46 protein-coding genes and 1 pseudogene are annotated in these 26,429 nt (G+C 50.4%); 40 read left to right on the top strand and 7 right to left on the bottom strand.

Going from position 1 to position 26,429, the window contains the following annotated elements; all coding sequences use genetic code 11:
• From tuf to bfr, 3 genes and pseudogenes are all read left to right on the top strand, one after another.
• Positions 1–180, top strand: a pseudogene (gene tuf, locus JKP81_RS23295) (elongation factor Tu); the annotation flags it as partial.
• A 176-nt stretch (positions 181–356) separates the two neighbouring features.
• Complete coding sequence (gene bfd / locus JKP81_RS23290) at positions 357–551, top strand: bacterioferritin-associated ferredoxin (RefSeq protein ID WP_071925235.1); 195 nt, start codon at positions 357–359, stop codon at positions 549–551.
• Between the two features lie 72 nt (positions 552–623).
• On the top strand, positions 624–1,100 hold the full coding sequence (gene bfr / locus JKP81_RS23285) for a bacterioferritin (protein WP_017460067.1): 477 nt from the start codon (positions 624–626) through the stop codon (positions 1,098–1,100).
• Here bfr and JKP81_RS23280 read toward each other — a convergent pair.
• The gene (locus JKP81_RS23280; protein ID WP_200553611.1) at positions 1,084–1,551 is read right to left on the bottom strand and encodes an A24 family peptidase; all 468 of its coding nucleotides are present in this window, start codon (positions 1,549–1,551) and stop codon (positions 1,084–1,086) included. The genes bfr and JKP81_RS23280 overlap by 17 nt on opposite strands.
• Before the next feature lie 375 nt (positions 1,552–1,926).
• Here JKP81_RS23280 and rpsJ point away from each other — a divergent pair, with 375 nt between their 5' ends.
• The 31 genes from rpsJ to JKP81_RS23125 all read left to right on the top strand — a co-directional run bounded on the left by rpsJ (position 1,927) and on the right by JKP81_RS23125 (position 16,766).
• Positions 1,927–2,238 (top strand): 30S ribosomal protein S10, encoded by a 312-nt coding sequence (gene rpsJ, locus JKP81_RS23275; RefSeq protein WP_001181005.1) that lies wholly within the window; start codon positions 1,927–1,929, stop codon positions 2,236–2,238.
• Between the two features lie 32 nt (positions 2,239–2,270).
• On the top strand, positions 2,271–2,900 hold the full coding sequence (rplC, locus tag JKP81_RS23270; RefSeq protein WP_017460069.1) for a 50S ribosomal protein L3: 630 nt from the start codon (positions 2,271–2,273) through the stop codon (positions 2,898–2,900).
• A gap of 10 nt (positions 2,901–2,910) precedes the next feature.
• Positions 2,911–3,516: a 50S ribosomal protein L4 gene (gene rplD, locus JKP81_RS23265; protein WP_007369811.1), complete on the top strand. Its 606-nt coding sequence runs from the start codon at positions 2,911–2,913 to the stop codon at positions 3,514–3,516.
• Positions 3,513–3,815 (top strand): 50S ribosomal protein L23, encoded by a 303-nt coding sequence (gene rplW / locus JKP81_RS23260; protein ID WP_000617546.1) that lies wholly within the window; start codon positions 3,513–3,515, stop codon positions 3,813–3,815. The genes rplD and rplW overlap by 4 nt, the downstream gene beginning before the upstream one ends.
• A gap of 17 nt (positions 3,816–3,832) precedes the next feature.
• Positions 3,833–4,654, top strand: coding sequence for a 50S ribosomal protein L2 (gene rplB / locus JKP81_RS23255; protein WP_007369812.1), 822 nt, complete (start codon positions 3,833–3,835; stop codon positions 4,652–4,654).
• Positions 4,655–4,670: 16 nt separating this feature from the next.
• On the top strand, positions 4,671–4,949 hold the full coding sequence (gene rpsS / locus JKP81_RS23250) for a 30S ribosomal protein S19 (protein WP_001138115.1): 279 nt from the start codon (positions 4,671–4,673) through the stop codon (positions 4,947–4,949).
• Between the two features lie 14 nt (positions 4,950–4,963).
• Positions 4,964–5,296, top strand: coding sequence for a 50S ribosomal protein L22 (gene rplV / locus JKP81_RS23245; protein WP_002919773.1), 333 nt, complete (start codon positions 4,964–4,966; stop codon positions 5,294–5,296).
• Positions 5,297–5,313: 17 nt separating this feature from the next.
• A complete protein-coding gene (gene rpsC / locus JKP81_RS23240) occupies positions 5,314–6,015 on the top strand; it encodes a 30S ribosomal protein S3 (RefSeq protein WP_000529945.1) in 702 nt (233 codons plus the stop codon).
• Between the two features lie 12 nt (positions 6,016–6,027).
• On the top strand, positions 6,028–6,438 hold the full coding sequence (gene rplP, locus JKP81_RS23235) for a 50S ribosomal protein L16 (protein ID WP_007369814.1): 411 nt from the start codon (positions 6,028–6,030) through the stop codon (positions 6,436–6,438).
• Entirely contained in the window at positions 6,438–6,629 is a 192-nt protein-coding gene (rpmC, locus tag JKP81_RS23230; RefSeq protein ID WP_004388609.1) for a 50S ribosomal protein L29, read from the top strand. The genes rplP and rpmC overlap by 1 nt, the downstream gene beginning before the upstream one ends.
• Positions 6,629–6,883 carry a 30S ribosomal protein S17 gene (gene rpsQ / locus JKP81_RS23225; RefSeq protein ID WP_017460070.1) on the top strand — a complete coding sequence of 85 codons (255 nt, stop codon included), beginning with the start codon at positions 6,629–6,631 and terminating at the stop codon, positions 6,881–6,883. Before rpmC ends, rpsQ begins: the two co-directional genes overlap by 1 nt.
• Before the next feature lie 165 nt (positions 6,884–7,048).
• Positions 7,049–7,420 (top strand): 50S ribosomal protein L14, encoded by a 372-nt coding sequence (rplN, locus tag JKP81_RS23220; RefSeq protein ID WP_000613954.1) that lies wholly within the window; start codon positions 7,049–7,051, stop codon positions 7,418–7,420.
• A 10-nt stretch (positions 7,421–7,430) separates the two neighbouring features.
• A complete protein-coding gene (rplX, locus tag JKP81_RS23215; RefSeq protein WP_016538464.1) occupies positions 7,431–7,745 on the top strand; it encodes a 50S ribosomal protein L24 in 315 nt (104 codons plus the stop codon).
• Between the two features lie 14 nt (positions 7,746–7,759).
• Positions 7,760–8,299, top strand: coding sequence for a 50S ribosomal protein L5 (rplE, locus tag JKP81_RS23210; RefSeq protein WP_024551596.1), 540 nt, complete (start codon positions 7,760–7,762; stop codon positions 8,297–8,299).
• A gap of 14 nt (positions 8,300–8,313) precedes the next feature.
• Positions 8,314–8,619 (top strand): 30S ribosomal protein S14, encoded by a 306-nt coding sequence (gene rpsN, locus JKP81_RS23205; protein ID WP_007369817.1) that lies wholly within the window; start codon positions 8,314–8,316, stop codon positions 8,617–8,619.
• 33 nt (positions 8,620–8,652) lie between these two features.
• Positions 8,653–9,045 (top strand): 30S ribosomal protein S8, encoded by a 393-nt coding sequence (rpsH, locus tag JKP81_RS23200; protein ID WP_017460071.1) that lies wholly within the window; start codon positions 8,653–8,655, stop codon positions 9,043–9,045.
• 12 nt (positions 9,046–9,057) lie between these two features.
• Positions 9,058–9,591 carry a 50S ribosomal protein L6 gene (gene rplF / locus JKP81_RS23195; RefSeq protein ID WP_017460072.1) on the top strand — a complete coding sequence of 178 codons (534 nt, stop codon included), beginning with the start codon at positions 9,058–9,060 and terminating at the stop codon, positions 9,589–9,591.
• Positions 9,592–9,600: 9 nt separating this feature from the next.
• Positions 9,601–9,954 carry a 50S ribosomal protein L18 gene (gene rplR / locus JKP81_RS23190; RefSeq protein ID WP_017460073.1) on the top strand — a complete coding sequence of 118 codons (354 nt, stop codon included), beginning with the start codon at positions 9,601–9,603 and terminating at the stop codon, positions 9,952–9,954.
• Positions 9,955–9,968: 14 nt separating this feature from the next.
• Positions 9,969–10,469 (top strand): 30S ribosomal protein S5, encoded by a 501-nt coding sequence (gene rpsE / locus JKP81_RS23185; protein ID WP_007369821.1) that lies wholly within the window; start codon positions 9,969–9,971, stop codon positions 10,467–10,469.
• Between the two features lie 6 nt (positions 10,470–10,475).
• Positions 10,476–10,655 (top strand): 50S ribosomal protein L30, encoded by a 180-nt coding sequence (gene rpmD / locus JKP81_RS23180; protein ID WP_001140434.1) that lies wholly within the window; start codon positions 10,476–10,478, stop codon positions 10,653–10,655.
• Between the two features lie 3 nt (positions 10,656–10,658).
• Positions 10,659–11,093, top strand: a complete 435-nt coding sequence (rplO, locus tag JKP81_RS23175) for a 50S ribosomal protein L15 (protein WP_007369822.1) — start codon at positions 10,659–10,661, stop codon at positions 11,091–11,093.
• Between the two features lie 7 nt (positions 11,094–11,100).
• Positions 11,101–12,432, top strand: a complete 1,332-nt coding sequence (gene secY / locus JKP81_RS23170) for a preprotein translocase subunit SecY (RefSeq protein ID WP_007369823.1) — start codon at positions 11,101–11,103, stop codon at positions 12,430–12,432.
• A gap of 30 nt (positions 12,433–12,462) precedes the next feature.
• Positions 12,463–12,579: a 50S ribosomal protein L36 gene (gene rpmJ, locus JKP81_RS23165; protein WP_000868187.1), complete on the top strand. Its 117-nt coding sequence runs from the start codon at positions 12,463–12,465 to the stop codon at positions 12,577–12,579.
• 146 nt (positions 12,580–12,725) lie between these two features.
• Positions 12,726–13,082, top strand: a complete 357-nt coding sequence (gene rpsM / locus JKP81_RS23160; RefSeq protein WP_007369824.1) for a 30S ribosomal protein S13 — start codon at positions 12,726–12,728, stop codon at positions 13,080–13,082.
• 16 nt (positions 13,083–13,098) lie between these two features.
• Entirely contained in the window at positions 13,099–13,488 is a 390-nt protein-coding gene (gene rpsK, locus JKP81_RS23155; RefSeq protein WP_002919257.1) for a 30S ribosomal protein S11, read from the top strand.
• Positions 13,489–13,522: 34 nt separating this feature from the next.
• A complete protein-coding gene (rpsD, locus tag JKP81_RS23150; protein ID WP_003031138.1) occupies positions 13,523–14,143 on the top strand; it encodes a 30S ribosomal protein S4 in 621 nt (206 codons plus the stop codon).
• Positions 14,144–14,168: 25 nt separating this feature from the next.
• Positions 14,169–15,158 carry a DNA-directed RNA polymerase subunit alpha gene (gene rpoA, locus JKP81_RS23145; protein WP_007369825.1) on the top strand — a complete coding sequence of 330 codons (990 nt, stop codon included), beginning with the start codon at positions 14,169–14,171 and terminating at the stop codon, positions 15,156–15,158.
• Positions 15,159–15,198: 40 nt separating this feature from the next.
• Positions 15,199–15,585 carry a 50S ribosomal protein L17 gene (gene rplQ, locus JKP81_RS23140; RefSeq protein ID WP_001216372.1) on the top strand — a complete coding sequence of 129 codons (387 nt, stop codon included), beginning with the start codon at positions 15,199–15,201 and terminating at the stop codon, positions 15,583–15,585.
• A gap of 108 nt (positions 15,586–15,693) precedes the next feature.
• Positions 15,694–16,062 carry a DUF1992 domain-containing protein gene (locus tag JKP81_RS23135; RefSeq protein ID WP_200553610.1) on the top strand — a complete coding sequence of 123 codons (369 nt, stop codon included), beginning with the start codon at positions 15,694–15,696 and terminating at the stop codon, positions 16,060–16,062.
• Between the two features lie 2 nt (positions 16,063–16,064).
• Entirely contained in the window at positions 16,065–16,496 is a 432-nt protein-coding gene (zntR, locus tag JKP81_RS23130) for a Zn(2+)-responsive transcriptional regulator (protein ID WP_017460075.1), read from the top strand.
• A gap of 57 nt (positions 16,497–16,553) precedes the next feature.
• Positions 16,554–16,766 carry an alternative ribosome-rescue factor A gene (locus JKP81_RS23125; protein ID WP_200553609.1) on the top strand — a complete coding sequence of 71 codons (213 nt, stop codon included), beginning with the start codon at positions 16,554–16,556 and terminating at the stop codon, positions 16,764–16,766.
• On the opposite strand, the gene mscL is transcribed toward JKP81_RS23125, so the two are convergent.
• From mscL to def, 5 genes are all read right to left on the bottom strand, one after another.
• On the bottom strand, positions 16,763–17,176 hold the full coding sequence (gene mscL / locus JKP81_RS23120) for a large-conductance mechanosensitive channel protein MscL (protein WP_200553608.1): 414 nt from the start codon (positions 17,174–17,176) through the stop codon (positions 16,763–16,765). The two genes, JKP81_RS23125 and mscL, sit on opposite strands and share 4 nt — an antisense overlap.
• Before the next feature lie 142 nt (positions 17,177–17,318).
• Positions 17,319–18,695 carry a Trk system potassium transporter TrkA gene (gene trkA / locus JKP81_RS23115; RefSeq protein ID WP_007369830.1) on the bottom strand — a complete coding sequence of 459 codons (1,377 nt, stop codon included), beginning with the start codon at positions 18,693–18,695 and terminating at the stop codon, positions 17,319–17,321.
• Positions 18,696–18,717: 22 nt separating this feature from the next.
• Entirely contained in the window at positions 18,718–20,007 is a 1,290-nt protein-coding gene (rsmB, locus tag JKP81_RS23110; RefSeq protein ID WP_200553607.1) for a 16S rRNA (cytosine(967)-C(5))-methyltransferase RsmB, read from the bottom strand.
• A 45-nt stretch (positions 20,008–20,052) separates the two neighbouring features.
• Complete coding sequence (gene fmt, locus JKP81_RS23105; RefSeq protein WP_200553606.1) at positions 20,053–21,000, bottom strand: methionyl-tRNA formyltransferase; 948 nt, start codon at positions 20,998–21,000, stop codon at positions 20,053–20,055.
• Between the two features lie 21 nt (positions 21,001–21,021).
• The gene (def, locus tag JKP81_RS23100; RefSeq protein WP_007369833.1) at positions 21,022–21,531 is read right to left on the bottom strand and encodes a peptide deformylase; all 510 of its coding nucleotides are present in this window, start codon (positions 21,529–21,531) and stop codon (positions 21,022–21,024) included.
• A gap of 129 nt (positions 21,532–21,660) precedes the next feature.
• Between def and dprA the strand changes: the two genes are divergently transcribed.
• From dprA to JKP81_RS23070, 6 genes are read left to right on the top strand one after another with little or no spacing between them, the layout of a single operon-like run.
• On the top strand, positions 21,661–22,785 hold the full coding sequence (gene dprA, locus JKP81_RS23095) for a DNA-protecting protein DprA (RefSeq protein ID WP_200553605.1): 1,125 nt from the start codon (positions 21,661–21,663) through the stop codon (positions 22,783–22,785).
• Positions 22,757–23,230 (top strand): DUF494 family protein Smg, encoded by a 474-nt coding sequence (smg, locus tag JKP81_RS23090; protein WP_017460081.1) that lies wholly within the window; start codon positions 22,757–22,759, stop codon positions 23,228–23,230. The genes dprA and smg overlap by 29 nt, the downstream gene beginning before the upstream one ends.
• A 26-nt stretch (positions 23,231–23,256) precedes the next feature.
• Positions 23,257–23,814 (top strand): type I DNA topoisomerase, encoded by a 558-nt coding sequence (locus JKP81_RS23085; protein WP_086868555.1) that lies wholly within the window; start codon positions 23,257–23,259, stop codon positions 23,812–23,814.
• Positions 23,804–24,376, top strand: a complete 573-nt coding sequence (tsaC, locus tag JKP81_RS23080; protein ID WP_200553604.1) for an L-threonylcarbamoyladenylate synthase type 1 TsaC — start codon at positions 23,804–23,806, stop codon at positions 24,374–24,376. The genes JKP81_RS23085 and tsaC overlap by 11 nt, the downstream gene beginning before the upstream one ends.
• A 4-nt stretch (positions 24,377–24,380) precedes the next feature.
• Positions 24,381–25,199: a shikimate dehydrogenase gene (gene aroE, locus JKP81_RS23075; RefSeq protein ID WP_200553603.1), complete on the top strand. Its 819-nt coding sequence runs from the start codon at positions 24,381–24,383 to the stop codon at positions 25,197–25,199.
• Complete coding sequence (locus tag JKP81_RS23070) at positions 25,196–25,453, top strand: DUF1488 domain-containing protein (protein ID WP_017460085.1); 258 nt, start codon at positions 25,196–25,198, stop codon at positions 25,451–25,453. The genes aroE and JKP81_RS23070 overlap by 4 nt, the downstream gene beginning before the upstream one ends.
• Here JKP81_RS23070 and JKP81_RS23065 read toward each other — a convergent pair.
• Positions 25,429–25,983: a gamma carbonic anhydrase family protein gene (locus JKP81_RS23065; protein ID WP_200553602.1), complete on the bottom strand. Its 555-nt coding sequence runs from the start codon at positions 25,981–25,983 to the stop codon at positions 25,429–25,431. The two genes, JKP81_RS23070 and JKP81_RS23065, sit on opposite strands and share 25 nt — an antisense overlap.
• Between the last annotated feature and the right edge of the window lie 446 nt (positions 25,984–26,429).

Below are 26,429 nucleotides of genomic sequence, written 5' to 3'. Positions count from 1 at the left end.
ACTGACGTGACTGGCACCATCGAACTGCCGGAAGGCGTGGAGATGGTAATGCCGGGCGACAACATCAAAATGGTTGTTACCCTGATTCACCCGATTGCGATGGACGATGGTCTGCGTTTTGCAATCCGTGAAGGCGGCCGTACCGTTGGCGCGGGCGTTGTAGCAAAAGTTCTGGGCTAATTAATTAGCTTTGAATTGAAAAAGGGCGCTTCGGCGCTCTTTTTGCTGCTCGCTATTCACGGTCAAAATATTTATACAAATTAAGCTCCGGGCCGGGCCTGCAGCTTTACAGTTGTGCTATTGTAATCGCAACCATTCTCATTTACACTTTGCGCAGAAATTGAACGGGAGTGATCATGTACGTTTGTTTGTGTAATGGTGTGAGTGATAAAAAAATTCGCCAGGCAGTGCGCCAGTTTCATCCTCAATCATTTCAGCAGCTCCGCAAGTTTGTTCCGGTTGGAAATCAGTGTGGTAAATGTGTTCGCGCAGCAAGAGAGATCATGCAAGACGAACTTACCCGGATGCCGGAATACAAAGAGATTGCCTGAGTCTTTATCTTTTTTTTGACATCCTTGTAGCCCCATCTACGCTTCAATGAGTGGAAGCGGAGGGACTACATAATGAAAGGTGATGTTAAAATCATAAATTATCTCAATAAATTATTGGGAAATGAGCTTGTCGCAATAAACCAATACTTTCTCCATGCGAGAATGTTCAAAAATTGGGGACTGACGCGCCTCAATGATGTCGAATACCATGAATCTATTGATGAAATGAAACACGCCGATCTCTACATCGAGCGTATTTTGTTTCTAGAAGGTATCCCTAATTTGCAGGATTTGGGCAAACTGGGCATTGGTGAAGACGTTGAAGAGATGCTGCAATCGGATCTCCGACTGGAACTCGAAGGCGCGAAGGATTTGCGTGAAGCCATCGCTTATGCTGATAGCGTTCATGACTATGTTAGCCGCGATATGATGATCAAGATTCTTGCCGAAGAAGAGCATCATATTGACTGGCTGGAAACAGAACTGGATCTGATAAGCAAAATTGGTATTCAGAACTATCTCCAGTCGCAAATCAAAGTGGAAGAATAGTTGGTATCACAGAATGGTATCCCGTCAGTAAACCCGCTGCCGCCAGAAATGGCCCGAAAGGCAGTGGGTTTTTTAATGCCTGTAAACTTCGCGATCTGAGTGCATTGATACTCACCACACTACAGGCCAAAAAGGCGGCTATAAAAACCAGACCGGGTAAATTCTGCCAGCCATGCCAGGCCCCGAGAGCCGAAAGATATTTTACATCGCCGTAGCCAAGTCCTTCCTTACCGCGCAACTTTTTGTAGCTCCAACAAATAACAGCAAACCCTATGTAACCTGCCGTCGCGCCGATAACTGCTTGCTTCAATAATTCAGCATTTGCGAAACAGTGCCAAACTAGCCCCGCCCAGAGAAGAGGGCAGGTTAAACGATCTGGCAGCAACCCAATACGGATGTCGTGCCAGACAAGCATTAGATTGAGTAACAGATAAACAGCGAGAAAAAACATGGCGTCCTGCCAGAGTCAGTAACGGGTGGCATGCAGAATGTGAAATTGCGGTGTGAAAGCCAATTAACTCCTTCTAATGTTGCGTAGCCGCTCATGAGAAATGATACCGACATTGTTGCTGTTACGTTCACCCTGCGAACATGCGCGCAGCACTGCTTAATTTCTAAACTGCACTTGCGTCTGGCTCAGATTTACGTATAATGCGCGGGCTTGTCGTAAATGACGGCGGGTTCAATCTGAACCACAACGGTGCTGTTTGGCCGTTACAATGCTCCCAATCGGGGGGCTACGTAAGAACGATTACACTCCCCCATCAATCGTAATGGGTGTGAGGAGTAATTATTTTCGTCTATAAATAATTGGAGCTCTGGTCTCATGCAGAACCAAAGAATCCGTATCCGTCTTAAAGCGTTTGATCATCGTCTGATCGATCAATCAACCGCGGAAATCGTCGAGACTGCTAAGCGCACTGGTGCGCAAGTCCGTGGTCCGATCCCGCTGCCGACCCGCAAAGAGCGCTTCACCGTTCTGATCTCCCCGCACGTTAACAAAGACGCGCGTGATCAGTACGAAATCCGCACTCACAAGCGTCTGGTTGACATCGTTGAGCCAACCGAGAAAACCGTTGATGCTCTGATGCGTCTGGACCTGGCTGCCGGTGTAGACGTGCAGATCAGCCTGGGTTAATCAGGTCATCGAGCGATTGAGAGGTTGAAACAATGATTGGTTTAGTCGGTAAAAAAGTGGGCATGACCCGCATCTTCACTGAAGATGGCGTATCTATCCCAGTAACCGTAATCGAAGTTGAAGCAAACCGCGTTACTCAGGTTAAAGACCTGGCTAACGATGGCTACCGCGCAATCCAGGTTACCACCGGTGCTAAAAAAGCTAACCGTGTAACCAAACCGGAAGCGGGACACTTCGCTAAAGCTGGCGTTGAAGCTGGCCGTGGTCTGTGGGAATTCCGTCTTGCTGACGGCGAAGAATTCACCGTAGGTCAGGACATTAGCGTTGAGCTGTTTGCTGAAGTTAAAAAAGTTGACGTAACTGGCACCTCTAAAGGTAAAGGTTTCGCAGGTACCGTTAAGCGCTGGAACTTCCGTACCCAGGACGCTACCCACGGTAACTCCCTGTCTCACCGCGTTCCGGGTTCTATCGGTCAGAACCAGACTCCGGGCAAAGTGTTCAAGGGCAAGAAAATGGCAGGTCAGCTGGGTAATGAGCGCGTAACCGTTCAGAGCCTGGACGTAGTACGTGTTGACGCTGAGCGCAACCTGCTGCTGGTTAAAGGTGCTGTCCCGGGTGCAACCGGTAGCGACCTGATCGTTAAACCAGCTGTGAAGGCGTGAGGAGATAGCAATGGAATTAGTATTGAAAGACGCGCAGAGCGCGCTGACTGTTTCCGAAACTACCTTCGGTCGTGACTTCAACGAAGCGCTGGTACACCAGGTTGTCGTTGCTTACGCAGCTGGTGCTCGTCAGGGTACTCGTGCTCAGAAGACCCGTGCTGAAGTAACTGGTTCCGGTAAAAAACCGTGGCGCCAGAAAGGCACCGGCCGTGCTCGTTCTGGTTCTATCAAGAGCCCGATCTGGCGTTCTGGTGGCGTGACCTTCGCTGCGCGTCCGCAGGACCACAGTCAAAAAGTTAACAAAAAGATGTACCGCGGCGCGCTGAAAAGCATCCTGTCCGAACTGGTACGTCAGGATCGTCTGATCGTTGTCGAGCAGTTCTCTGTAGAAGCACCGAAAACCAAGCTGCTGGCTCAGAAACTGAAAGACATGGCTCTGGAAGATGTGCTGATCATCACCGGTGAGCTGGACGAGAACCTGTTCCTGGCCGCGCGCAACCTGCACAAGGTTGATGTTCGCGACGCGACTGGTATCGACCCGGTTAGCCTGATCGCCTTCGACAAAGTCGTAATGACTGCTGATGCTGTTAAGCAAGTTGAGGAGATGCTGGCATGATTCGTGAAGAACGTCTGCTGAAGGTGCTGCGCGCACCGCACGTTTCTGAAAAAGCGTCTACTGCGATGGAAAAAACAAACACCATCGTTCTCAAAGTTGCTAAAGACGCGACCAAAGCAGAAATCAAAGCTGCTGTGCAGAAACTGTTTGAAGTCGAAGTCGAAGTCGTTAACACCCTGGTAGTTAAAGGGAAAGTTAAACGTCACGGACAGCGTATCGGTCGTCGTAGCGACTGGAAAAAAGCTTACGTCACCCTGAAAGAAGGCCAGAATCTGGACTTCGTTGGCGGCGCTGAGTAAGTCGGAGGAGTAATACAATGGCAGTTGTTAAATGTAAACCGACATCTCCGGGTCGTCGCCACGTTGTTAAAGTGGTTAACCCTGAGCTGCACAAGGGCAAACCTTTTGCTCCGTTGCTGGAAAAAAACAGCAAATCCGGTGGTCGTAACAACAATGGCCGTATCACCACTCGTCATATCGGTGGTGGCCACAAGCAGGCTTACCGTATTGTTGACTTCAAACGCAACAAAGATGGTATCCCGGCAGTTGTTGAGCGTCTTGAGTACGATCCGAACCGTTCCGCGAACATCGCGCTGGTTCTGTACAAAGATGGCGAACGCCGTTACATCCTGGCCCCTAAAGGCCTGAAAGCTGGCGACCAGATTCAGTCTGGCGTTGATGCTGCAATCAAAGCAGGCAACACCCTGCCGATGCGCAATATCCCGGTTGGTTCTACCGTTCATAACGTAGAAATGAAACCAGGTAAAGGCGGTCAGTTGGCTCGTTCCGCTGGTACTTACGTTCAGATCGTTGCTCGCGATGGTGCTTACGTCACCCTGCGTCTGCGTTCTGGTGAAATGCGTAAAGTCGAAGCAGAATGCCGCGCGACTCTGGGCGAAGTTGGCAATGCTGAGCATATGCTGCGCGTTCTGGGTAAAGCAGGTGCTGCACGCTGGCGTGGTGTTCGTCCTACCGTTCGCGGTACTGCGATGAACCCAGTCGACCACCCACATGGTGGTGGTGAAGGTCGTAACTTTGGTAAGCACCCGGTAACTCCGTGGGGCGTTCAGACCAAAGGTAAGAAGACCCGCAGCAACAAGCGTACTGATAAATTCATCGTACGTCGCCGTAGCAAATAATTTTAGAGGATAAGCCATGCCACGTTCTCTCAAGAAAGGTCCTTTTATTGACCTGCACTTGCTGAAGAAGGTAGAGAAAGCGGTGGAAAGCGGAGACAAGAAGCCCCTGCGCACTTGGTCCCGTCGTTCAACGATCTTTCCTAACATGATCGGTTTGACCATCGCTGTCCATAATGGTCGTCAGCACGTTCCGGTATTTGTTTCCGACGAAATGGTCGGTCACAAACTGGGTGAATTCGCACCGACTCGTACTTATCGCGGCCACGCTGCTGATAAAAAAGCGAAGAAGAAATAAGGTAGGAGGAAGAGATGGAAACTTTAGCTCAACATCGCCATGCTCGTTCTTCTGCTCAGAAGGTTCGCCTTGTTGCTGACCTGATTCGCGGTAAGAAAGTGTCGCAGGCCCTGGATATTCTGACCTACACCAATAAGAAAGCGGCTGTACTGGTCAAGAAAGTTCTGGAATCTGCCATTGCTAACGCTGAACACAACGATGGCGCTGACATTGACGATCTGAAAGTTGCGAAAATTTTCGTAGACGAAGGCCCGAGCATGAAGCGCATTATGCCGCGTGCAAAAGGTCGTGCAGATCGCATCCTGAAGCGCACCAGCCACATCACTGTGGTTGTGTCCGATCGCTGAGACTCTGGAGACTAGCAATGGGTCAGAAAGTACATCCTAATGGTATTCGCCTGGGTATTGTAAAACCATGGAACTCAACCTGGTTTGCGAACACCAAAGAATTCGCTGACAACCTGGACAGCGATTTTAAAGTACGTCAGTACCTGACTAAGGAACTGGCTAAAGCGTCTGTATCTCGTATCGTTATCGAGCGTCCGGCTAAGAGCATCCGTGTGACCATTCACACTGCTCGCCCGGGTATCGTTATCGGTAAAAAAGGTGAAGACGTTGAGAAACTGCGCAAGGTCGTAGCGGATATCGCTGGCGTTCCTGCTCAGATCAATATCGCCGAAGTTCGTAAACCTGAACTGGACGCAAAACTGGTTGCTGACAGCATCACTTCTCAGCTGGAACGTCGTGTTATGTTCCGTCGTGCTATGAAGCGTGCTGTACAGAACGCAATGCGTCTGGGCGCTAAAGGTATCAAAGTTGAAGTTAGCGGCCGTCTGGGCGGCGCGGAAATCGCACGTACCGAATGGTACCGTGAAGGTCGCGTTCCGCTGCACACTCTGCGTGCTGACATCGACTACAACACCTCCGAAGCGCACACCACTTACGGTGTAATCGGCGTAAAAGTGTGGATCTTCAAAGGCGAGATCCTTGGTGGTATGGCTGCAGTTGAACAACCGGAAAAACCGGCTGCTCAACCTAAAAAGCAGCAGCGTAAAGGCCGTAAATAAGGAGCGTCGCTGATGTTACAACCAAAGCGTACAAAATTCCGTAAAGTGCACAAAGGCCGCAACCGTGGTCTCGCGCAGGGCACGGATGTGAGCTTCGGCACTTACGGTCTGAAAGCTGTTGGCCGTGGTCGTCTGACCGCTCGTCAGATCGAAGCAGCACGTCGTGCTATGACTCGTGCTGTTAAGCGTCAGGGTAAGATCTGGATCCGTGTATTCCCGGACAAACCGATCACCGAGAAGCCGCTGGAAGTTCGTATGGGTAAAGGTAAAGGTAACGTAGAGTATTGGGTTGCCTTGATTCAGCCGGGTAAAGTCCTGTACGAAATGGACGGTGTTCCGGAAGAGCTGGCCCGTGAAGCCTTCGAGCTGGCAGCAGCAAAACTGCCGATTAAAACCACCTTTGTAACTAAGACGGTGATGTAATGAAAGCAAAAGAGCTGCGTGAAAAGAGCGTTGAAGAGCTGAACACCGAGCTGCTTAACCTGCTGCGCGAGCAGTTCAACCTGCGTATGCAGGCTGCAAGTGGCCAGCTGCAACAGACTCACCTGTTGAAGCAAGTGCGTCGTGATGTCGCACGCGTTAAGACTTTACTGACTGAGAAGGCGGGTGCGTAATGACCGATAAAATCCGTACTCTGCAAGGTCGTGTTGTTAGCGACAAAATGGAGAAATCCATTGTTGTAGCTATCGAACGTTTCGTGAAACACCCGATCTACGGTAAATTCATCAAACGTACGACTAAACTGCACGTACATGACGAGAACAACGAATGCGGTACTGGCGACGTGGTTGAAATCCGCGAATGCCGTCCGCTGTCCAAGACTAAGTCCTGGACGCTGGTTCGCGTTGTAGAGAAAGCGATTCTGTAATAGAGTACGCGTTCTCAAACGAATAAACGGCTCAGCGATGGGCCGTTTATTTTTTCTACCCATATCAAGGAAGCGGTGTTATAATGCTGCGCCCCCGATATGGGGCTTTTTATCGACCCTGATTTTAGGGTCTTCAGTAGTAGTTGACATTAGCGGAGCACTAAAATGATCCAAGAACAGACTATGCTGAACGTCGCCGACAACTCCGGTGCACGTCGCGTAATGTGTATCAAGGTTCTGGGTGGCTCGCACCGTCGCTACGCAGGCGTAGGCGACATCATCAAGATCACCATCAAAGAAGCAATTCCGCGTGGTAAGGTTAAAAAAGGTGATGTGCTGAAGGCGGTAGTGGTGCGCACCAAGAAGGGTGTTCGTCGCCCGGACGGTTCTGTCATTCGCTTCGATGGTAATGCATGCGTTATTTTGAACAATAATAGCGAGCAGCCTATCGGTACGCGTATTTTTGGGCCGGTAACTCGTGAACTTCGTAACGAGAAGTTCATGAAAATTATCTCTCTGGCACCAGAAGTACTCTAAGGAGCGAATCATGGCAGCGAAAATCCGTCGTGATGACGAAGTTATCGTGTTAACCGGTAAAGATAAAGGTAAACGCGGTAAAGTAAAAAATGTTCTGTCTTCCGGCAAGATCATTGTTGAAGGTATCAACCTGGTTAAGAAACATCAGAAGCCGGTTCCGGCCCTGAACCAACCGGGTGGCATCGTTGAAAAAGAAGCTGCAATTCAGGTTTCTAACGTTGCGCTCTTCAATGCGGCAACCGGCAAGGCTGACCGTGTAGGCTTTAGATTCGAAGACGGCAAAAAAGTCCGTTTCTTCAAGTCTAATAGCGAAACTATCAAGTAATTTGGAGTAGTACGATGGCGAAACTGCATGATTACTACAAAGACGAAGTAGTTAGCAAACTCATGACTGAGTTTAACTACAATTCTGTCATGCAAGTCCCTCGGGTCGAGAAGATCACCCTGAATATGGGTGTTGGTGAAGCGATCGCTGACAAGAAACTGCTGGATAACGCAGCAGCTGACCTGGCAGCAATCTCCGGTCAAAAACCGTTGATCACCAAAGCGCGCAAATCTGTTGCGGGCTTCAAAATCCGTCAGGGCTATCCGATCGGCTGTAAAGTGACTCTGCGTGGCGAACGCATGTGGGAGTTCTTTGAGCGCCTGATCACTATTGCTGTACCGCGTATCCGTGACTTCCGTGGCTTGTCCGCTAAGTCTTTCGACGGTCGTGGTAACTACAGCATGGGTGTCCGTGAGCAGATCATCTTCCCAGAAATCGACTACGATAAAGTCGACCGCGTGCGTGGTTTGGATATTACCATTACCACTACTGCGAAATCTGACGAAGAAGGCCGTGCTCTGCTGGCTGCCTTTGACTTCCCGTTCCGCAAGTAAGGTAGGGTTACTTCATGGCTAAGCAATCAATGAAAGCACGCGAAGTTAAACGCGTAGCTTTAGCTGAAAAATACTTCGCGAAACGCGCTGAACTGAAAGCGATCATTTCTGATGTGAACGCTTCCGACGAAGATCGTTGGAACGCTGTTCTCAAGCTGCAGAGTCTGCCGCGTGATTCCAGCCCGTCTCGTCAGCGTAACCGCTGCCGCCAAACTGGTCGTCCGCACGGTTTCCTGCGGAAGTTCGGGTTGAGCCGTATTAAGGTCCGTGAATCCGCTATGCGCGGTGAAATCCCGGGTCTGAAAAAGGCTAGCTGGTAATTGTCACCAATTGAATCACGGGAGTAAAGACAGATGAGCATGCAAGATCCGATCGCGGATATGCTGACCCGTATCCGTAACGGTCAGGCCGCGAACAAAGCTGCGGTCACCATGCCTTCCTCCAGGCTGAAAGTGGCAATTGCCAACGTGCTGAAGGAAGAAGGTTTTATTGAAGATTTCAAAATTGAAGGCGACACCAAGCCGGAACTGGAAGTGACTCTTAAATACTTCCAGGGTAAAGCTGTGGTAGAAAGCATTCAGCGTATCAGCCGCCCAGGTCTGCGCATCTATAAGAAAAAAGATGAGCTGCCGAAAGTTATGGGTGGTATGGGTATCGCAGTTGTTTCTACCTCTAAAGGTGTTATGACTGATCGTGCAGCGCGCCAGGCTGGTCTTGGTGGCGAAATTATCTGCTACGTAGCCTAATCGGAGGAAAAAATGTCTCGTGTTGCTAAAGCACCGGTCGTTATTCCTGCCGGCGTTGACGTAAAAATCAACGGTCAGGTTATCACGATCAAAGGTAAAAACGGCGAGCTGACTCGTACTCTCAACGATGCTGTTGTAGTTAACCAAGCAGACAATGCTCTGACTTTCGGTCCGCGTGATGGTTACGCAGACGGTTGGGCTCAGGCTGGTACCGCGCGTGCCCTGCTGAACTCAATGGTTATCGGTGTTACCGAAGGCTTCACTAAGAAGCTGCAGCTGGTTGGTGTAGGTTACCGCGCAGCGGTCAAAGGGAATGTAGTAAACCTGGCTCTGGGTTTCTCTCATCCTGTTGATCATCAGCTGCCGGCCGGTATCACTGCAGAATGTCCGTCACAGACTGAAATCGTGCTGAAAGGCGCGGATAAGCAGGTGATTGGCCAGGTTGCAGCAGATCTGCGCGCCTACCGTCGTCCTGAGCCTTACAAAGGCAAGGGTGTTCGTTACGCCGACGAAGTCGTGCGTACCAAAGAGGCTAAGAAGAAGTAAGGTAACACTATGGATAAGAAATCTGCTCGTATCCGTCGTGCGACCCGCGCACGCCGCAAGCTCAAAGAGCTTGGTGCGACTCGCCTGGTGGTACATCGTACCCCGCGTCATATCTACGCCCAGGTAATCGCATCGAATGGTTCTGAAGTTCTGGTAGCTGCTTCTACTGTAGAAAAAGCTATCTCTGAACAACTGAAGTACACCGGTAACAAAGACGCGGCCGCAGCTGTGGGTAAAGCTGTAGCTGAACGCGCTCTGGAAAAAGGCATCAAAGATGTTTCCTTTGACCGTTCCGGGTTCCAATATCATGGTCGCGTCCAGGCACTGGCAGATGCTGCCCGTGAAGCTGGCCTTCAGTTCTAAGGTAGAGGTGTAAGATGGCTCACATCGAAAAACAAGCTGGCGAACTGCAGGAAAAGCTGATCGCGGTAAACCGCGTATCTAAAACCGTTAAAGGTGGTCGTATTTTCTCCTTCACAGCTCTGACTGTTGTTGGCGATGGTAACGGTCGCGTTGGTTTTGGTTACGGTAAAGCCCGCGAAGTTCCGGCAGCGATCCAGAAAGCGATGGAAAAAGCCCGTCGCAATATGATTAACGTCGCGCTGAACCACGGCACCCTGCAGCACCCGGTTAAGGGTACTCACACGGGTTCTCGTGTATTCATGCAGCCGGCTTCCGAAGGTACTGGTATTATTGCCGGTGGTGCAATGCGCGCCGTTCTGGAAGTCGCTGGGGTTCATAACGTTCTGGCTAAAGCATATGGTTCCACCAACCCGATTAACGTGGTTCGTGCAACTATTGATGGCCTGGAGAATATGAAATCCCCGGAAATGGTCGCTGCCAAGCGTGGTAAATCCGTTGAAGAAATTCTGGGGTAATTGACCATGGCAAAGACTATTAAAATCACTCAAACCCGCAGTGCAATCGGTCGTCTGCCGAAACACAAGGCAACGCTGCTTGGCCTGGGTCTGCGTCGTATTGGTCATACTGTTGAACGTGAGGATACTCCTGCGGTTCGCGGTATGGTCAACGCGGTTTCCTTCATGGTTAAAGTTGAGGAGTAAGAGATGCGTTTAAATACTCTGTCTCCGGCCGAAGGCTCCAAAAAGGCGGGTAAACGCCTGGGTCGTGGTATCGGTTCTGGCCTCGGTAAAACCGGTGGTCGTGGTCACAAAGGTCAGAAATCTCGTTCTGGCGGTGGCGTACGTCGCGGTTTCGAGGGTGGTCAGATGCCACTGTATCGTCGTCTGCCGAAATTCGGTTTCACTTCTCGCAAAGCGATGATCACGGCAGAGATTCGTCTGTCCGATCTGGCTAAAGTAGAAGGCGACGTAGTTGACCTGAACACGCTGAAAGCGGCTAACATTATCGGCATCCAGATCGAGTTCGCGAAAGTGATCCTGGCTGGTGAAGTAGCTCGTCCGGTAACTGTTCGTGGCCTGCGTGTGACGAAAGGCGCTCGTGCTGCTATCGAAGCTGCTGGCGGTAAAATTGAGGAATAAGTAGCAGATGGCTAAACAACCGGGATTAGATTTTCAAAGTGCCAAGGGTGGAATTGGCGAACTGAAACGCAGACTGCTGTTTGTTATCGGTGCGTTGATTGTTTTCCGTATTGGCTCTTTTATTCCGATCCCTGGTATTGATGCCGCTGTACTTGCCAAACTGCTTGAGCAACAGCGTGGCACCATCATTGAGATGTTTAACATGTTCTCTGGTGGTGCTCTTAGTCGTGCTTCTATCTTCGCATTGGGTATCATGCCGTATATTTCGGCATCGATTATTATCCAGCTGTTAACGGTCGTTCATCCGGCCCTGGCAGAGTTGAAGAAAGAAGGGGAGTCTGGCCGTCGTAAGATCAGCCAGTACACTCGTTACGGCACTCTGGTGTTGGCGATATTCCAGTCGATCGGTATTGCTACCGGTTTACCGAATATGCCTGGTATGCAAGGTCTGGTTATGAACCCAGGCTTTGCATTCTACTTCACCGCTGTTGTGAGTCTGGTTACAGGAACTATGTTCCTGATGTGGCTCGGTGAACAGATTACTGAACGCGGTATCGGCAACGGTATCTCGATTATTATCTTTGCCGGCATCGTGGCGGGTCTTCCGCCAGCCATTGCCCATACTATCGAGCAAGCGCGTCAAGGCGACCTGCACTTCCTCCTGTTGCTGTTGGTTGCAGTATTAGTATTCGCAGTGACGTTCTTTGTTGTATTCGTTGAACGTGGTCAACGCCGCATCGTGGTTAACTACGCAAAACGTCAGCAAGGTCGTCGTGTCTATGCTGCTCAGAGCACACATTTACCGCTGAAAGTGAATATGGCGGGGGTAATCCCGGCAATCTTCGCTTCCAGTATTATTCTGTTCCCTGCAACCATCGCGTCATGGTTCGGGGGCGGTACTGGTTGGAACTGGCTGACAACAATTTCGCTGTATTTGCAGCCTGGGCAACCGCTTTATGTGTTACTCTATGCGTCTGCAATCATCTTCTTCTGTTTCTTCTATACGGCGTTGGTTTTCAACCCGCGAGAAACAGCAGATAACCTGAAGAAGTCCGGTGCATTTGTACCAGGAATTCGTCCGGGAGAGCAAACGGCGAAGTATATCGATAAGGTAATGACCCGCCTGACTTTGGTCGGTGCGCTTTATATTACTTTTATCTGCCTGATCCCGGAGTTCATGCGTGATGCAATGAAGGTACCGTTCTACTTTGGTGGGACGTCACTGCTTATCGTTGTTGTCGTGATTATGGACTTTATGGCTCAAGTGCAAACTCTGATGATGTCCAGTCAGTATGAGTCTGCATTGAAGAAGGCGAACCTGAAAGGCTATGGCCGTTAATGGTCGCCCGAGAAGTTACGGAGAGTAAAAATGAAAGTTCGTGCTTCCGTCAAGAAATTATGCCGTAACTGCAAAATCGTTAAGCGTGATGGCGTCATCCGCGTGATTTGCAGTGCCGAGCCGAAGCATAAACAGCGCCAAGGCTGATTATTTCGCATATTTTTCTTGCAAAGTTGGGTTGAGCTGGCTAGATTAGCCAGCCAATCTTTTGTATGTCTGTACGTTTCCATTTGAGTATCCTGAAAACGGGCTTTTCAGCATGGTGCGTGCAAGTAAAATTATAGGAGTGCATAGTGGCCCGTATAGCAGGCATTAACATTCCTGATCAGAAACATGCTGTGATCGCATTAACTTCGATCTATGGCGTCGGTAAAACCCGCTCTCAAGCCATTCTGGCTGCTGCGGGCATCGCTGAAAATGTTAAGATCAGTGAGCTGTCTGAAGAACAAATCGACACGCTGCGTGACGAAGTTGCCAAATTTGTCGTTGAAGGTGATCTGCGCCGTGAAATTAGCATGAGCATCAAGCGCCTGATGGATCTTGGTTGCTATCGCGGTTTGCGTCATCGTCGTGGTCTCCCGGTTCGCGGTCAGCGTACCAAGACCAACGCACGTACCCGTAAGGGTCCGCGCAAACCGATCAAGAAATAATCGGGGTGATTGAATAATGGCAAAGGCACCAATTCGTGCACGTAAACGTGTAAGAAAACAAGTCTCTGACGGCGTGGCTCATATCCATGCTTCTTTCAACAACACCATCGTTACTATTACTGATCGTCAGGGTAACGCGCTGGGTTGGGCAACAGCCGGTGGTTCCGGTTTCCGTGGTTCTCGCAAATCCACTCCGTTTGCAGCTCAGGTTGCAGCAGAGCGTTGCGCTGAAGCCGTTAAAGAATACGGTATCAAGAATCTGGAAGTTATGGTTAAGGGACCGGGTCCGGGCCGCGAATCTACTATTCGTGCTCTGAACGCCGCTGGTTTCCGCATCACTAATATTACTGATGTGACTCCGATCCCTCACAACGGTTGTCGTCCGCCGAAAAAACGTCGCGTATAACGCGGTCGTTTTCTAGGATTGTTGGAGAAAGAAAATGGCAAGATATTTGGGTCCTAAGCTCAAGCTGAGCCGTCGTGAGGGCACAGACCTGTTCCTTAAGTCTGGCGTTCGCGCGATCGATACCAAGTGTAAAATTGAACAAGCTCCTGGCCAGCACGGTGCGCGTAAACCGCGTCTGTCTGACTATGGTGTGCAGTTGCGTGAAAAGCAAAAAGTTCGCCGTATTTACGGTGTGCTGGAGCGTCAGTTCCGTAACTACTACAAAGAAGCAGCACGTCTGAAAGGCAACACCGGTGAAAACCTGTTGGGTCTGCTGGAAGGTCGTCTGGACAACGTTGTATACCGTATGGGCTTTGGCGCCACTCGTGCTGAAGCACGCCAGCTGGTTAGCCACAAAGCAATCATGGTAAACGGTCGTGTTGTTAACATCGCTTCTTATCAGGTTAGTCCGAATGACGTTGTTAGCATTCGTGAGAAAGCGAAAAAGCAGTCTCGCGTGAAAGCCGCTCTGGAGCTGGCTGAGCAGCGTGAAAAGCCAACCTGGCTGGAAGTTGATGCTGGCAAGATGGAAGGCACGTTCAAGCGTAAGCCGGAGCGTTCTGATCTGTCTGCGGACATTAACGAACACCTGATCGTCGAGCTTTACTCCAAGTAAAGCTTAGTACCAAAGAGAGGACACAATGCAGGGTTCTGTGACAGAGTTTCTAAAACCGCGCCTGGTAGATATCGAGCAAGTGAGTTCGACGCACGCCAAGGTGACCCTTGAGCCTTTAGAGCGTGGCTTTGGCCATACTCTGGGTAACGCACTGCGCCGTATTCTGCTCTCATCGATGCCGGGTTGCGCGGTGACTGAGGTTGAGATTGATGGTGTACTTCATGAGTACAGCACCAAAGAAGGCGTTCAGGAAGATATCCTTGAAATCCTGCTCAACCTGAAAGGGCTGGCGGTGAGAGTTCAGGGTAAAGATGATGTTATTCTTACTCTGAATAAATCTGGCATTGGCCCTGTGACCGCAGCCGACATTACCCACGACGGTGATGTCGAAATCGTCAAGCCGCAGCATGTGATCTGCCACCTGACCGATGAGAACGCATCAATCAATATGCGTATCAAAGTTCAGCGCGGTCGTGGTTATGTTCCGGCGTCTGCCCGAATTCATTCGGAAGAAGATGAGCGCCCAATCGGCCGTCTGCTCGTTGACGCCTGCTACAGCCCTGTAGAGCGTATTGCCTACAATGTTGAAGCAGCACGTGTTGAACAGCGTACCGACCTGGACAAGCTGGTCATCGAAATGGAAACCAACGGCACAATCGATCCTGAAGAGGCGATTCGTCGTGCGGCGACCATTCTGGCTGAACAACTTGAAGCTTTCGTTGATTTACGTGATGTACGTCAGCCGGAAGTTAAAGAAGAGAAACCAGAATTCGATCCGATTCTGCTGCGCCCTGTTGACGATCTGGAATTGACTGTCCGCTCTGCTAACTGCCTCAAGGCAGAAGCTATCCACTATATCGGTGATCTGGTACAGCGTACCGAGGTTGAGTTGCTGAAAACGCCGAACCTGGGTAAAAAATCTCTTACCGAGATTAAAGACGTGCTGGCCTCCCGCGGACTGTCTCTGGGCATGCGCCTGGAAAACTGGCCGCCGGCAAGCATTGCTGACGAGTAACCGGATCACAGGTTAAGGTTTTACTGAGAAGGATAAGGTCATGCGCCATCGTAAGAGTGGTCGTCAACTGAACCGCAACAGCAGCCATCGCCAGGCCATGTTCCGTAACATGGCAGGCTCTCTGGTTCGTCATGAGATCATCAAGACGACCCTGCCGAAAGCGAAAGAGCTGCGTCGCGTAGTTGAGCCGCTGATTACTCTTGCCAAGACGGATAGCGTTGCTAATCGTCGTCTGGCATTCGCCCGCACTCGTGATAACGAGATCGTGGCAAAACTGTTTAACGAACTGGGCCCGCGTTTCGCGAGCCGTGCCGGTGGTTACACTCGTATTCTGAAGTGTGGCTTCCGTGCTGGTGACAACGCGCCGATGGCTTACATCGAGCTGGTTGATCGCTCTGAATCGAAAGCAGAAGCTGCTGCAGAGTAATCTGTAGTAACGTAAAGAAACCCGCTTCGGCGGGTTTTTTTATATCGGTCGTACTACCTCTTCCCTACAATGTATGTATCTTTTTTGTTCATTCCCTTGTGAGCCGTTATGTGGTTACTTGATCAATGGGCAGAACGCCATATCCTCGATGCTCAGCAAAAAGGCGAATTTGATAATCTACCCGGCCGCGGTGAGCCGTTGTTGTTGGATGACGATTCTCACGTCCCCGCAGAGCTCCGCGCTGGGTACCGCTTGCTGAAAAATGCGGGCTGCATGCCACCAGAACTGGAATACCGTAAAGAAGCCGTGATGCTTATTGATCTGCTCAATAGCGTGCAGCATGAGCATCCTGATTTCCAGCAATTGCATCGCCGTTTGTCGTTACTGGAAATGAAGTTGCGGCAGGCCGGATTAAGCACCGATTTCCTGCGAGGCGATTACGCCGACAAACTGCAGCAAAAAATTAATGAGGAGTAGTCATGTACCGCATTGGTGAAATAGCGAAACTTGCAGAAGTCACACCGGATACGATCCGTTACTACGAAAAACAGCAAATGATGGATCATGAAGTCAGAACTGAAGGCGGATTTCGTCTTTATACGGATAAGGATCTGCAACGGCTCAAATTTATTCGCCATGCCCGGCAATTAGGGTTTACCCTCGAATCCATCCGTGAACTGTTGTCGATTCGAATTGATCCTGAACATCACACCTGCCAGGAGTCGAAAAGTATTGTGCAGGCTCGATTGAGTGAGGTTGAAGCTCGCATCGAAGAGTTGCAGTCCATGCGTCGCTCATTGCAAAAACTGAACGATGCATGTTGTGGTACAGCGCATAGCAGTGTTTATTGTTCTATTCTCGAAGCTCTTGAACAGGGGGCGAGTGGTAACCCGACCACAACGGCCTGTTGATCTTCTGCACAGAGAGATCTACACTCCGGCCGTTTTAATACACAATCTGGAGACGTTATGAGCCGCTATCAGCATACGAAAGGGCAGATCAACGATAACGCGATTGAAGCTTTATTACATGATCCGTTATTTCGCCAACGTATTGAGAAAAACAAGAAAGGGAAAGGAAGTTATTTGCGGAAAGGCAAGCACACAAAAAAAGGCTTTCAGGAGGCCAGTGGCAAGCAAGCGAATCGCTTATTTACCACTGGCCTTCTTGCATTTGCTTAACTGCGATTATTTTGCTCTTTCAGCAAATCGCGAATTTCACTCAGCAACACTTCTTCTTTGCTCGGTGCCGGTGGTGCTTTCGGTTCTTTTTCTTGCTTACGTTTCAGCTTATTGATCAGCTTAATCGCGATGAAAATCGCAAAAGCGACGATGATGAAGTCAAAAATGTTCTGAATAAACACGCCATAGTGCATGACGACAGCGGGAACGTCGCCTTGCGCGCCGCGTAGCGTCCACGCGAACGATTTGAAATCTATCCCGCCAATTAATAGCCCCAGCGGGGGCATAATAATATCGGCAACCAATGACGACACAATTTTGCCGAAAGCTGCACCGATGATGACACCAACTGCCAAATCCACCACATTTCCGCGCATTGCAAATTCACGGAACTCTTTCAAAATGCTCATATCCCTTCTCCATGTGCAGACTGTCGGATCAAGTCTAACAAATTACCGATCAATTTCCATTTGGGCAGGATAATTGTAATGATTTCTTAAACCCTGAGAAAAGCAGGGAATAATGTGCGGGCGCATAATTGCGCCCGGATTATTACAGGAAGAATGGGCTCGGCTGGAATAAGCGCTCGACGTCCGTGATATATTTTTTGTCCGTTAAAAACATAATCACATGGTCGCCTTGCTCAATACGCAAATTATCATTAGCAATCATGACATCATTTCCACGTACTACAGCACCGATGATTGTGCCTGGCGGCAATTTAATTTCATCAATAACGCGGCCTACAACGCGGGATGTCGTTTCGTCTCCATGTGCAACCGCTTCAATTGCTTCTGCGACACCGCGACGTAACGATGAAACGCCAACGATATCCGCTTTACGCACATGGCTAAGCAGAGCGGAAATAGTCGCCTGTTGCGGCGATATGGCAATATCAATCACACTTCCCTGAACCAAATCAACATAAGCGCGGCGCTGAATGAGCACCATCACTTTCTTGGCTCCCATCCGTTTGGCCAGCATTGCAGACATAATGTTGGCTTCGTCGTCATTGGTAACAGCAATAAAGAGATCCACCTGATCGATATGCTCTTCGGCCAGTAATTCTTGATCGGAGGCGTCACCATAAAAAACGATCGTATTTTGCAGTTTCTCGGCCAGCTCCGCCGCACGCTGTTGATCGCGCTCGATCAACTTCACGCTGTAGTCTTTTTCCAGCTGACGAGCCAGACCGGCGCCGATATTACCCCCGCCAACCAACATAATGCGTTTATACGGTTTTTCCAGCCGCTGAAGTTCACTCATAACGGCACGGATATGCTGCGATGCAGCAATAAAAAATACTTCATCACCTGCTTCAACAATCGTTGAGCCTTGCGGGCGAATAGGTCTGTCGTGGCGAAAAATAGCGGCAACGCGAGTATCAATATGCGGCATATGCTCGCGCATGGTTGACAACGCATTTCCCACCAACGGGCCGCCATAATAGGCTTTCACCACAGCCAGGCTGACTTTTCCTTCGGCGAAATTCACGACCTGCAATGCGCCGGGATATTCGATGAGGCGGTAAATACTGTCGATAACCAGTTGCTCCGGCGCGATCAGATGATCGATGGGAACGGCTTCTGAGTGAAACAGCTTATCCGCATCGCGAACGTAATCTGGCGAGCGGATGCGGGCAATACGGTTCGGTGTGTTAAACAGCGAGTAAGCGACCTGGCAGGCAACCATATTGGTTTCATCCGAGCTGGTCACCGCAACCAGCATATCGGCATCGTCAGCGCCAGCTTCGCGTAGCACACGGGGGTGAGAACCGTGGCCTTGTACAACGCGGAGATCGAATTTGTCCTGCAAACTACGCAGACGGTCGCCATTAGTATCAACAACGGTAATATCGTTATTCTCTCCGACCAGGTTTTCTGCCAGCGTTCCACCAACCTGCCCTGCACCCAGAATAATTATTTTCATCTGTTGTGACCCGTTGTTCCCATTACTGTTTGATTATCTTAGCGTAAAAGAAACCATCGCCTTCTTCCGCACCAGGCAGTTTCTGCAAGCCAGGGTTTTCCGGCGTACCCGTTTCGCTCAGTTGCGCATCAGTTGTGCGTTTGAGAAAAGCGGCAACCTGCTGACTGTTCTCTTCTGGCAAGATGGAGCATGTTGCATACACCAGCGTACCGCCTGGTTTCAAATGCGGCCAGATAGCATCCAGAATTTCAGACTGTAACTGCGCTAACTCGGGAATATCGCGGTCGCGCCGCAGCCATTTGATATCGGGATGGCGTCGAATAACCCCTGTCGCTGAGCAAGGCGCATCCAGCAGGATACGATCGAATTGTTCATCACCGCACCATTGCTCCGGGAAACGCCCATCCCCCTGTTTTACCTGCGCTTTCACGCCCAGTCTTTTCAGGTTGTCGTAAACACGCGACAGGCGTTGATCGTCTATATCTACAGCCAACACGCTGGCCTCTGGAGCGGCTTCGAGTATATGGGTGGTTTTGCCACCGGGTGCTGCACATAGATCGAGAATGCGTTCACCGTTTTTTGGCGTAAGGAAAGCAATGCAACCCTGAGCAGAAGCATCCTGTACGGTAACCCACCCCTCGGCAAACCCCGGCAGAGCAGTGACTGATGCAGGGCTCGCCAGTCGAACAGCATCGGGATAATCCGGATGCGGGAATCCTTGCAAACCGGCTTCTTCCAGCAATGCTAACCAGCTATCGCGTGAGTTGTGCTGACGATTGACACGCAGCCACATCGGCGGGCGCTGATTACTGGCTTCGACAATGTGTTGCCATTGGTGTGGATAGGCTTTTTGCACACGGTTTAACAGCCACTTCGGGAACAGAAAATGATTTTCGCTTTGAGCGAACTCTGCCAGTAACTCTTCCTGTTGACGCTGGAATTGACGTAATACGCCATTAATCAATCCCTTAAGCTGCGGGCGCTTAATGACCACCGCGCCTTCCACGGTTTCTGCCAGCGCAGCATGCGCAGGGATGCGCGTATGCAAAAGCTGATAAAACCCAACCATGATCAAATAGTGCACTGTGCGCTGCTTGCCCGTCATTGGACGTGACATCAATTTATTGATGAGCCAGTCGAACTGTGGCAATACGCGCAAAACACCAAAGCACAGCTCTTGCAGCAGCGCTTTATCTTTGTCGGAAACTTTTTGTTGCAACGGCGGCAGGATATTGCTGAGCGATTGCCCTTGTTCTATGACCTGCTCAACTGCCTGCGCAGCCATGCTGCGTAAATTTATTTCTTTTTTCATCGCGATAAAAATAAAAACGCCCGGCAAGCCGGGCTAAAAATACTCTCAGGCCAGATGGTTGCCAGGGACAAACCACTCCCGCCGTGAATTCAGCAGATCTTGCGCGCTCATTGCTTTCTTACCGGCAGGCTGCAGCGATTCAAGATTCAATATTCCGTCGGCAGTTGCAACCTGAATACCCGCTTTCGACGCTTCCACGATCGTGCCGGGTTTATCTGTTGGCTTAGACGGAATAACCGACGCTTTCCAGACTTTCACCGGTTGCTCATCAACCTCAAACCAGCTCATTGGCCAGGGGTTGAAGGCACGAATGCATCGTTCAAGCTGTGCGGCGCTGAGCGACCAGTCCAGGCGTGCTTCTTCTTTACTGAGCTTCTCTGCGTAAGTGACCTGCGCTTCGTCTTGCTCCTGCGGTTGTGCTGTGCCCTGAGCAAGCTGTTGCAGCGTCGCGATTAACCCCTGCGGACCGAGCTCCGCCAGTTTGTCATACAGCGTGGCGCTGGTGTCTTCCTCAGTAATGGGGCATGCGAGTTTAAACAACATGTCGCCAGTATCCAGACCTACATCCATTTGCATGATAGTGACGCCCGTTTCCGCATCGCCTGCCCAGAGCGAGCGCTGAATAGGCGCCGCGCCGCGCCAGCGTGGCAGTAGTGAACCGTGAACATTTATGCAACCCAGGCGCGGCATTGCTAGCACTGCTTTTGGCAGGATCAGACCGTATGCCACCACTACCATCACATCGGCGTTGAGGTTGGCAACCAACTGCTGGTTTTCCTCTGCGCGTAACGATGCGGGTTGAAAGACTGGCAGGCCTTTTTCTTCCGCCAGTACTTTTACTGGGCTTGGCATCAGCTTTTTACCGCGACCTGCAGGGCGGTCCGGCTGGGTAAAAACTCCCACCACCTGATGCTCAGAAGACAACAGCGCGTCAAGATGACGCGCTGCAAAATCCGGAGTGCCGGCGAAAATAATACGTAGAGAATCTGACACGTTTATCCTTTTCAGCCCGTTTTATGCGCGGGCGTTCATGCGATCCAGTTTTTCAACTTTCTGGCGAATGCGCTGACGTTTCATCGGCGACAGATAATCAATAAACAGCTTACCTACCAGATGATCCATCTCATGCTGAATGCAGATTGCCAGAAGACCGTCGGCTTCCAGTTCGAATGTTTTTCCGTCACGATCCAGCGCGCGGATTTTTACTTTCTCGGCACGAGGTACCAGCGCACGTTGTTCCGGAATAGACAGGCAACCTTCTTCAATACCTGTTTCCCCACTTTTTTCCAGCAACTCGGGGTTAATCAACACTAATTGCTCATCGCGATTTTCGGAAACGTCGATCACGATGATGCGTTGGTGAATATCAACCTGCGTTGCTGCCAGTCCAATACCTTCTTCTGCGTACATCGTTTCAAACATATCATCGACGATACGTTGAATGTCCGCATTCACTTCTTTTACCGGCTCGGCGACTTTGCGAAGGCGCTCGTCCGGAATATGTAACACATGCAAAACTGCCATAAATATCCAGAGTCGTGTTCAGGAGTTGGTGAGAATATTACCTCTATTCTAGACAAATCCCCCCGCGATTGACAGCATCAGTGACCAATCGCAAGGATTGCTACAGCGGCTTATGGCAGGGGATAAAGGATGACTAGCACGGAGATTTGGCTGCGGTTGTTACAGGTGACCACATTGTGTGGCGATCCATGGCTGAATGCAGCGCAGTGGCTGGAACAAAACCAGATCGCATCCTTCGCTGACCTTCGGCTCATTGGGTTTACAGAAGCGCAGACGCAGCGCTTTTTCTCTCTTTCTACATGTGAGCTTGAAAAGAGCCTTAACTGGCTTGCACAACCCGGTAATCATTTAATTATTGCCAGCGATCCGGCGTACCCTGCTCCTTTGCGCGCCATTACTGATTTCCCGGGGGCTATTTTTGTCAAAGGCAATCCAGCGATACTGGCAACACAACAACTGGCCGTTGTCGGGAGCCGCGCACATTCATGGTATGGCGAGCGGTGGGGGCGGATTTTTTGTGAAGTGCTTGCCCGTGCGGGGTTAACGATTACCAGTGGCATGGCGTTGGGGATCGATAGCGTGGCCCACCGGGCGGCTTTACAGGTTAATGGAAAAAGCATTGGCGTACTGGGGAACGGTTTATACAGCCTCTATCCGCGCAAGCATGCTTCGCTTGCCGCAGAATTAATTGAAAGCGGTGGTGCATTGGTATCCGAATTTCCCCTCGCGGCTACGCCGAAGCCGGGTAATTTTCCGCGCCGCAACCGTATCATCAGCGGCCTCAGCCGTGGAGTACTGGTTGTAGAAGCCGCTTTGCGTAGTGGTTCGCTGGTGACCGCGCGGATTGCGCTTGAACAAGGCCGTGATGTTTTTGCATTACCCGGTCCTATTGGTAGCCCTGGCAGCGAAGGGCCGCACTGGTTAATCAAGCAAGGGGCAATACCGGTAACGTCGGCTGATGAGATCCTCGAAAATTTGCAATATGGGCTGAATTGGTTATCTGACGTACGCGAAAATGCAATTTATTCTCCAGATCAAGAAGAGGTGGCATTGCCATTTCCTGAGCTCCTGGCTAACGTAGGAGATGAGGTAACACCTGTTGACGTCGTCGCTGAACGTGCCGGCCAACCTGTGCCAGTCATCGCAGCTCAATTGCTTGAACTGGAGTTAGCAGGATGGATCGCAGCTGTACCCGGCGGCTATGTCCGATTGAGGAGGGCAAGCCATGTTCGACGTACTAATGTACTTGTTTGAGACTTACATCCATAACGAAGCGGAATTGCGTGTGGATCAGGACAAACTGGAACGGGATCTTACCGACGCCGGATTTGATCGTGAAGACATCTACAATGCACTTTTGTGGCTGGAAAAGCTGGCTGATTATCAGGAAGGCCTCGCCGAACCGATGCAGCTTGCTTCTGATCCGCTTTCTGTCCGTATTTATACCGCAGAAGAGTGTGAGAGGCTGGATGCCAGTTGCCGGGGATTTTTGTTATTCCTGGAGCAGATTCAGGTGCTAAACCTCGAAACGCGAGAAATGGTGATTGAACGGGTGCTGGCGCTGGATACGGCAGAGTTCGAGTTGGAAGATCTGAAATGGGTTATTCTGATGGTTCTGTTCAATATCCCAGGGTGTGAAAACGCCTACCAGCAAATGGAAGAATTACTCTTTGAAGCGAATGAAGGTATGCTGCACTAATCATTTTTGCAGCTTCAAGAGTCGTTATGGCCAAATCAGCACTCTTTTCGGTGCGTAACAACGAGCCCTGCCCACAATGCGGGGCTGAACTTGTTATCCGCTCTGGGAAACACGGTCCGTTTCTCGGATGCTCTCATTATCCGGAATGCGATTATGTTCGCCCGCTGAAAAGCCAGGCGGATGGACATATTGTCAAAGTTCTGGACGGGCAGCAGTGTCCTGTGTGTGGGGCTGCGCTAGTCTTGCGTCAGGGTCGTTTCGGTATGTTCATTGGGTGCAGCCAGTATCCTGAATGTGAACATACCGAGTTGATTGATAAGCCCGACGATACCGCCATCACTTGCCCACAGTGCCGAAGCGGGCATCTTGTTCAACGCCGTTCCCGATATGGCAAAACCTTTTATTCCTGCGATCGTTACCCTGATTGCCAGTTCGTTATTAATTTCAAACCGGTGGCGGGCGAATGTCTTATATGCCACTACCCGCTACTTATTGAGAAGAAAACCGCGCAAGGCATGAAACGCTTCTGCGCCAGTAAACAATGTGGACAGCCGGTAACGGCGGAACAAACTCGTGAAGAATAACCTGCCAACAGATCCTATCGCTGCGGCGGTAGAGATCCTGAATAAAGAACACGTCATCGCTTATCCAACAGAAGCTGTTTTCGGTGTCGGTTGCGACCCGGACAGTGAGATTGCGGTTCATCGCTTGCTTGAACTGAAACAACGCCCGGTTGATAAAGGCCTCATCCTTATTGCTGCCAGTTTTGATCAACTTAAACCCTATATTGATGACAGCATGCTGACCGACGAGCAGCGTCAGACAATTTTTGCCTGCTGGCCCGGACCGGTAACGTTTGTCTTCCCGGCGAAACTGAACACGCCGCGCTGGCTAACCGGGCGCTTTGACTCGCTGGCCGTGCGCGTGACTGACCATCAAACGGTGATTGCACTGTGTGAGGCTTACGGAAAACCGCTGGTATCAACGAGCGCTAATTTATCGGGCTTGCCGCCTTGCAGAACAGCGCAGGAAGTTATCGAGCAATTTGGTCCAGACTTCCCGGTCATTGATGCACCGACAGGAGGCCGGCAAAATCCTTCTGAAATCCGTGACGCCCTTACCGGCGAACTTTTCCGTCAGGGGTAACTGTATGGAATCCTATGCTGTCTTTGGCAACCCTATTGCGCACAGCAAGTCTCCGTTTATTCATCAGCAATTTGCTCAGCAACTGGGTATTGAACATTCTTATGGTCGAGTTCTGGCTCCGGTGGATGACTTTGTGCAGACACTGGATGCTTTTTTTACCGCTGGTGGAAAAGGCGCGAATGTTACCGTGCCTTTTAAAGAGGAAGCATTTGCTCGCGCAAACGAACTCACAGAACGTGCCGCGATGGCTGGAGCGGTAAACACGCTTAAACGCCTTGAAGATGGTCGGTTGCTGGGCGATAACACGGATGGGATAGGCTTGTTGAGCGATCTCGAACGCCTCTCGTTTATTCGCCCGGGGTTTCGCATTCTGCTTATCGGGGCGGGAGGGGCAGCGCGCGGCGTCATTCTTCCTTTACTGTCGCTGGGTTGTGCCGTAACGATTACCAATCGTACTTATTCTAAGGCGCAAACGCTGGCTAAGCTTTTTGCTCACACCGGTAGCATTGATGCTATTGCTATGGATAATTTAGCGAGCCATGAATTCGATTTGATCATTAACGCGACTTCCAGTGGTATTGGCGGGGAGATCCCCGAGTTACCGAATGCGCTTATCCATCCCGAGCTTCATTGCTATGACATGTTCTATCAGAAAGGCTCGACGCCATTTCTGAGTTGGTGTGAAAATTCAGGTGCGAAAAAATGTGCGGATGGTTTAGGTATGTTGGTCGGGCAGGCTGCACATGCGGTGTTGCTATGGCATGGCATATTGCCCGATGTTGAACCGGTAATTAATCTGCTGAAACAGGAACTGGCAAAATGAACCAGGCCATTCAGTTTCCGGATCGTGAAGGGTGGGATGGCGCAACTGGTGCTGTCTGTTTTCCCGCGTTGGTTAATGGTATGCAACTTACTTGCGCCATTAAAGGCGAGACACTGGCAAAGCGCTTTGGTGGCGAAACACCGGAAAACTACCTGGCGGTATTTCGTGAACATCGTTGGGATCTGGAAGAGGAGGCGGAACAGTTGATCCGCCAGCAAGAAGAGGATGATCAGGGGATTGTCTGGTTATCTTGATCCAGATATTCATCTTTCCATTTCACGTAATTCCTGGCTGAGTACTTCAACCCTTCAAGCTCCGCTTGCGTCAGGAGGCGGATCTGTTTTACCGGACTGCCCAAATAAAGGTAACCACTTTCCAGACGTTTATTTTGGGGGACCAGGCTACCTGCGCCGATCATTACATCATCTTCAACAATAGCCCCATCGAGTAAGATCGATCCCATGCCGACAAGGACACGATTGCCGATAACGCAGCCATGCAACATCACTTTATGCCCAACAGTAACATCTTCGCCAATAAGCAGCGGATCGCCTTCAGGGTTATAAGAAGATTTGTGCGTGACGTGGAGAACGCTGCCGTCTTGAATGTTGCTGCGTGCGCCGATCTCAACATAATTCACGTCACCGCGAATCACGACTAATGGCCAAATACCCACATCGTCAGCAATTCTGACATCACCAATCACCACGCTGGTGGCGTCAATCATTACCCGCTGGCCTATTTGGGGCCGCAGATCCTTATAAGGACGTAAAACGGTAGACATAATTACCTCATCAAAAACAGGCCGAGATAATGACTTTGATCGCAAGGAAGGCCTTCTGCAACCCTTTTACGCACCATTATTTGAGCAGATCGTACGGGATCGCAGCGAAAAGAATGAAAAAACAGCAGTCAGAAAAAAAGATCGCAAAAAGACTTGTGCAAAAAATTGGGATCCCTATAATGCGCCTCCGTTGACCCGACAACGTGAATCACTTCACGAGATAGTCGAGAAAACGAAAGAGAAAAAATCCTGAAAATCAGGGTTGACTCTGAAAGAGGAAAGCGTAATATACGCCACCTCGCGACAGAGCGCTGAAGCGCGTCGCACCTGCTCTTTAACAATTTATCAGACAATCTGTGTGGGCACTCAGGGTGACTGGATTCTTGACGTCGAAAGACGAAAAATGAATACCAAGTCTCAACGAGTGAACACGTAATTCATTACGA

Source organism: Kosakonia sp. LAM2021 (assembly GCF_016620385.1).
Lineage (GTDB): Bacteria > Pseudomonadota > Gammaproteobacteria > Enterobacterales > Enterobacteriaceae > Kosakonia > Kosakonia sacchari.
The sequence above is the reverse complement of the archived record's forward strand: the minus strand, read 5'-3'. Positions and strand labels throughout refer to the sequence as shown.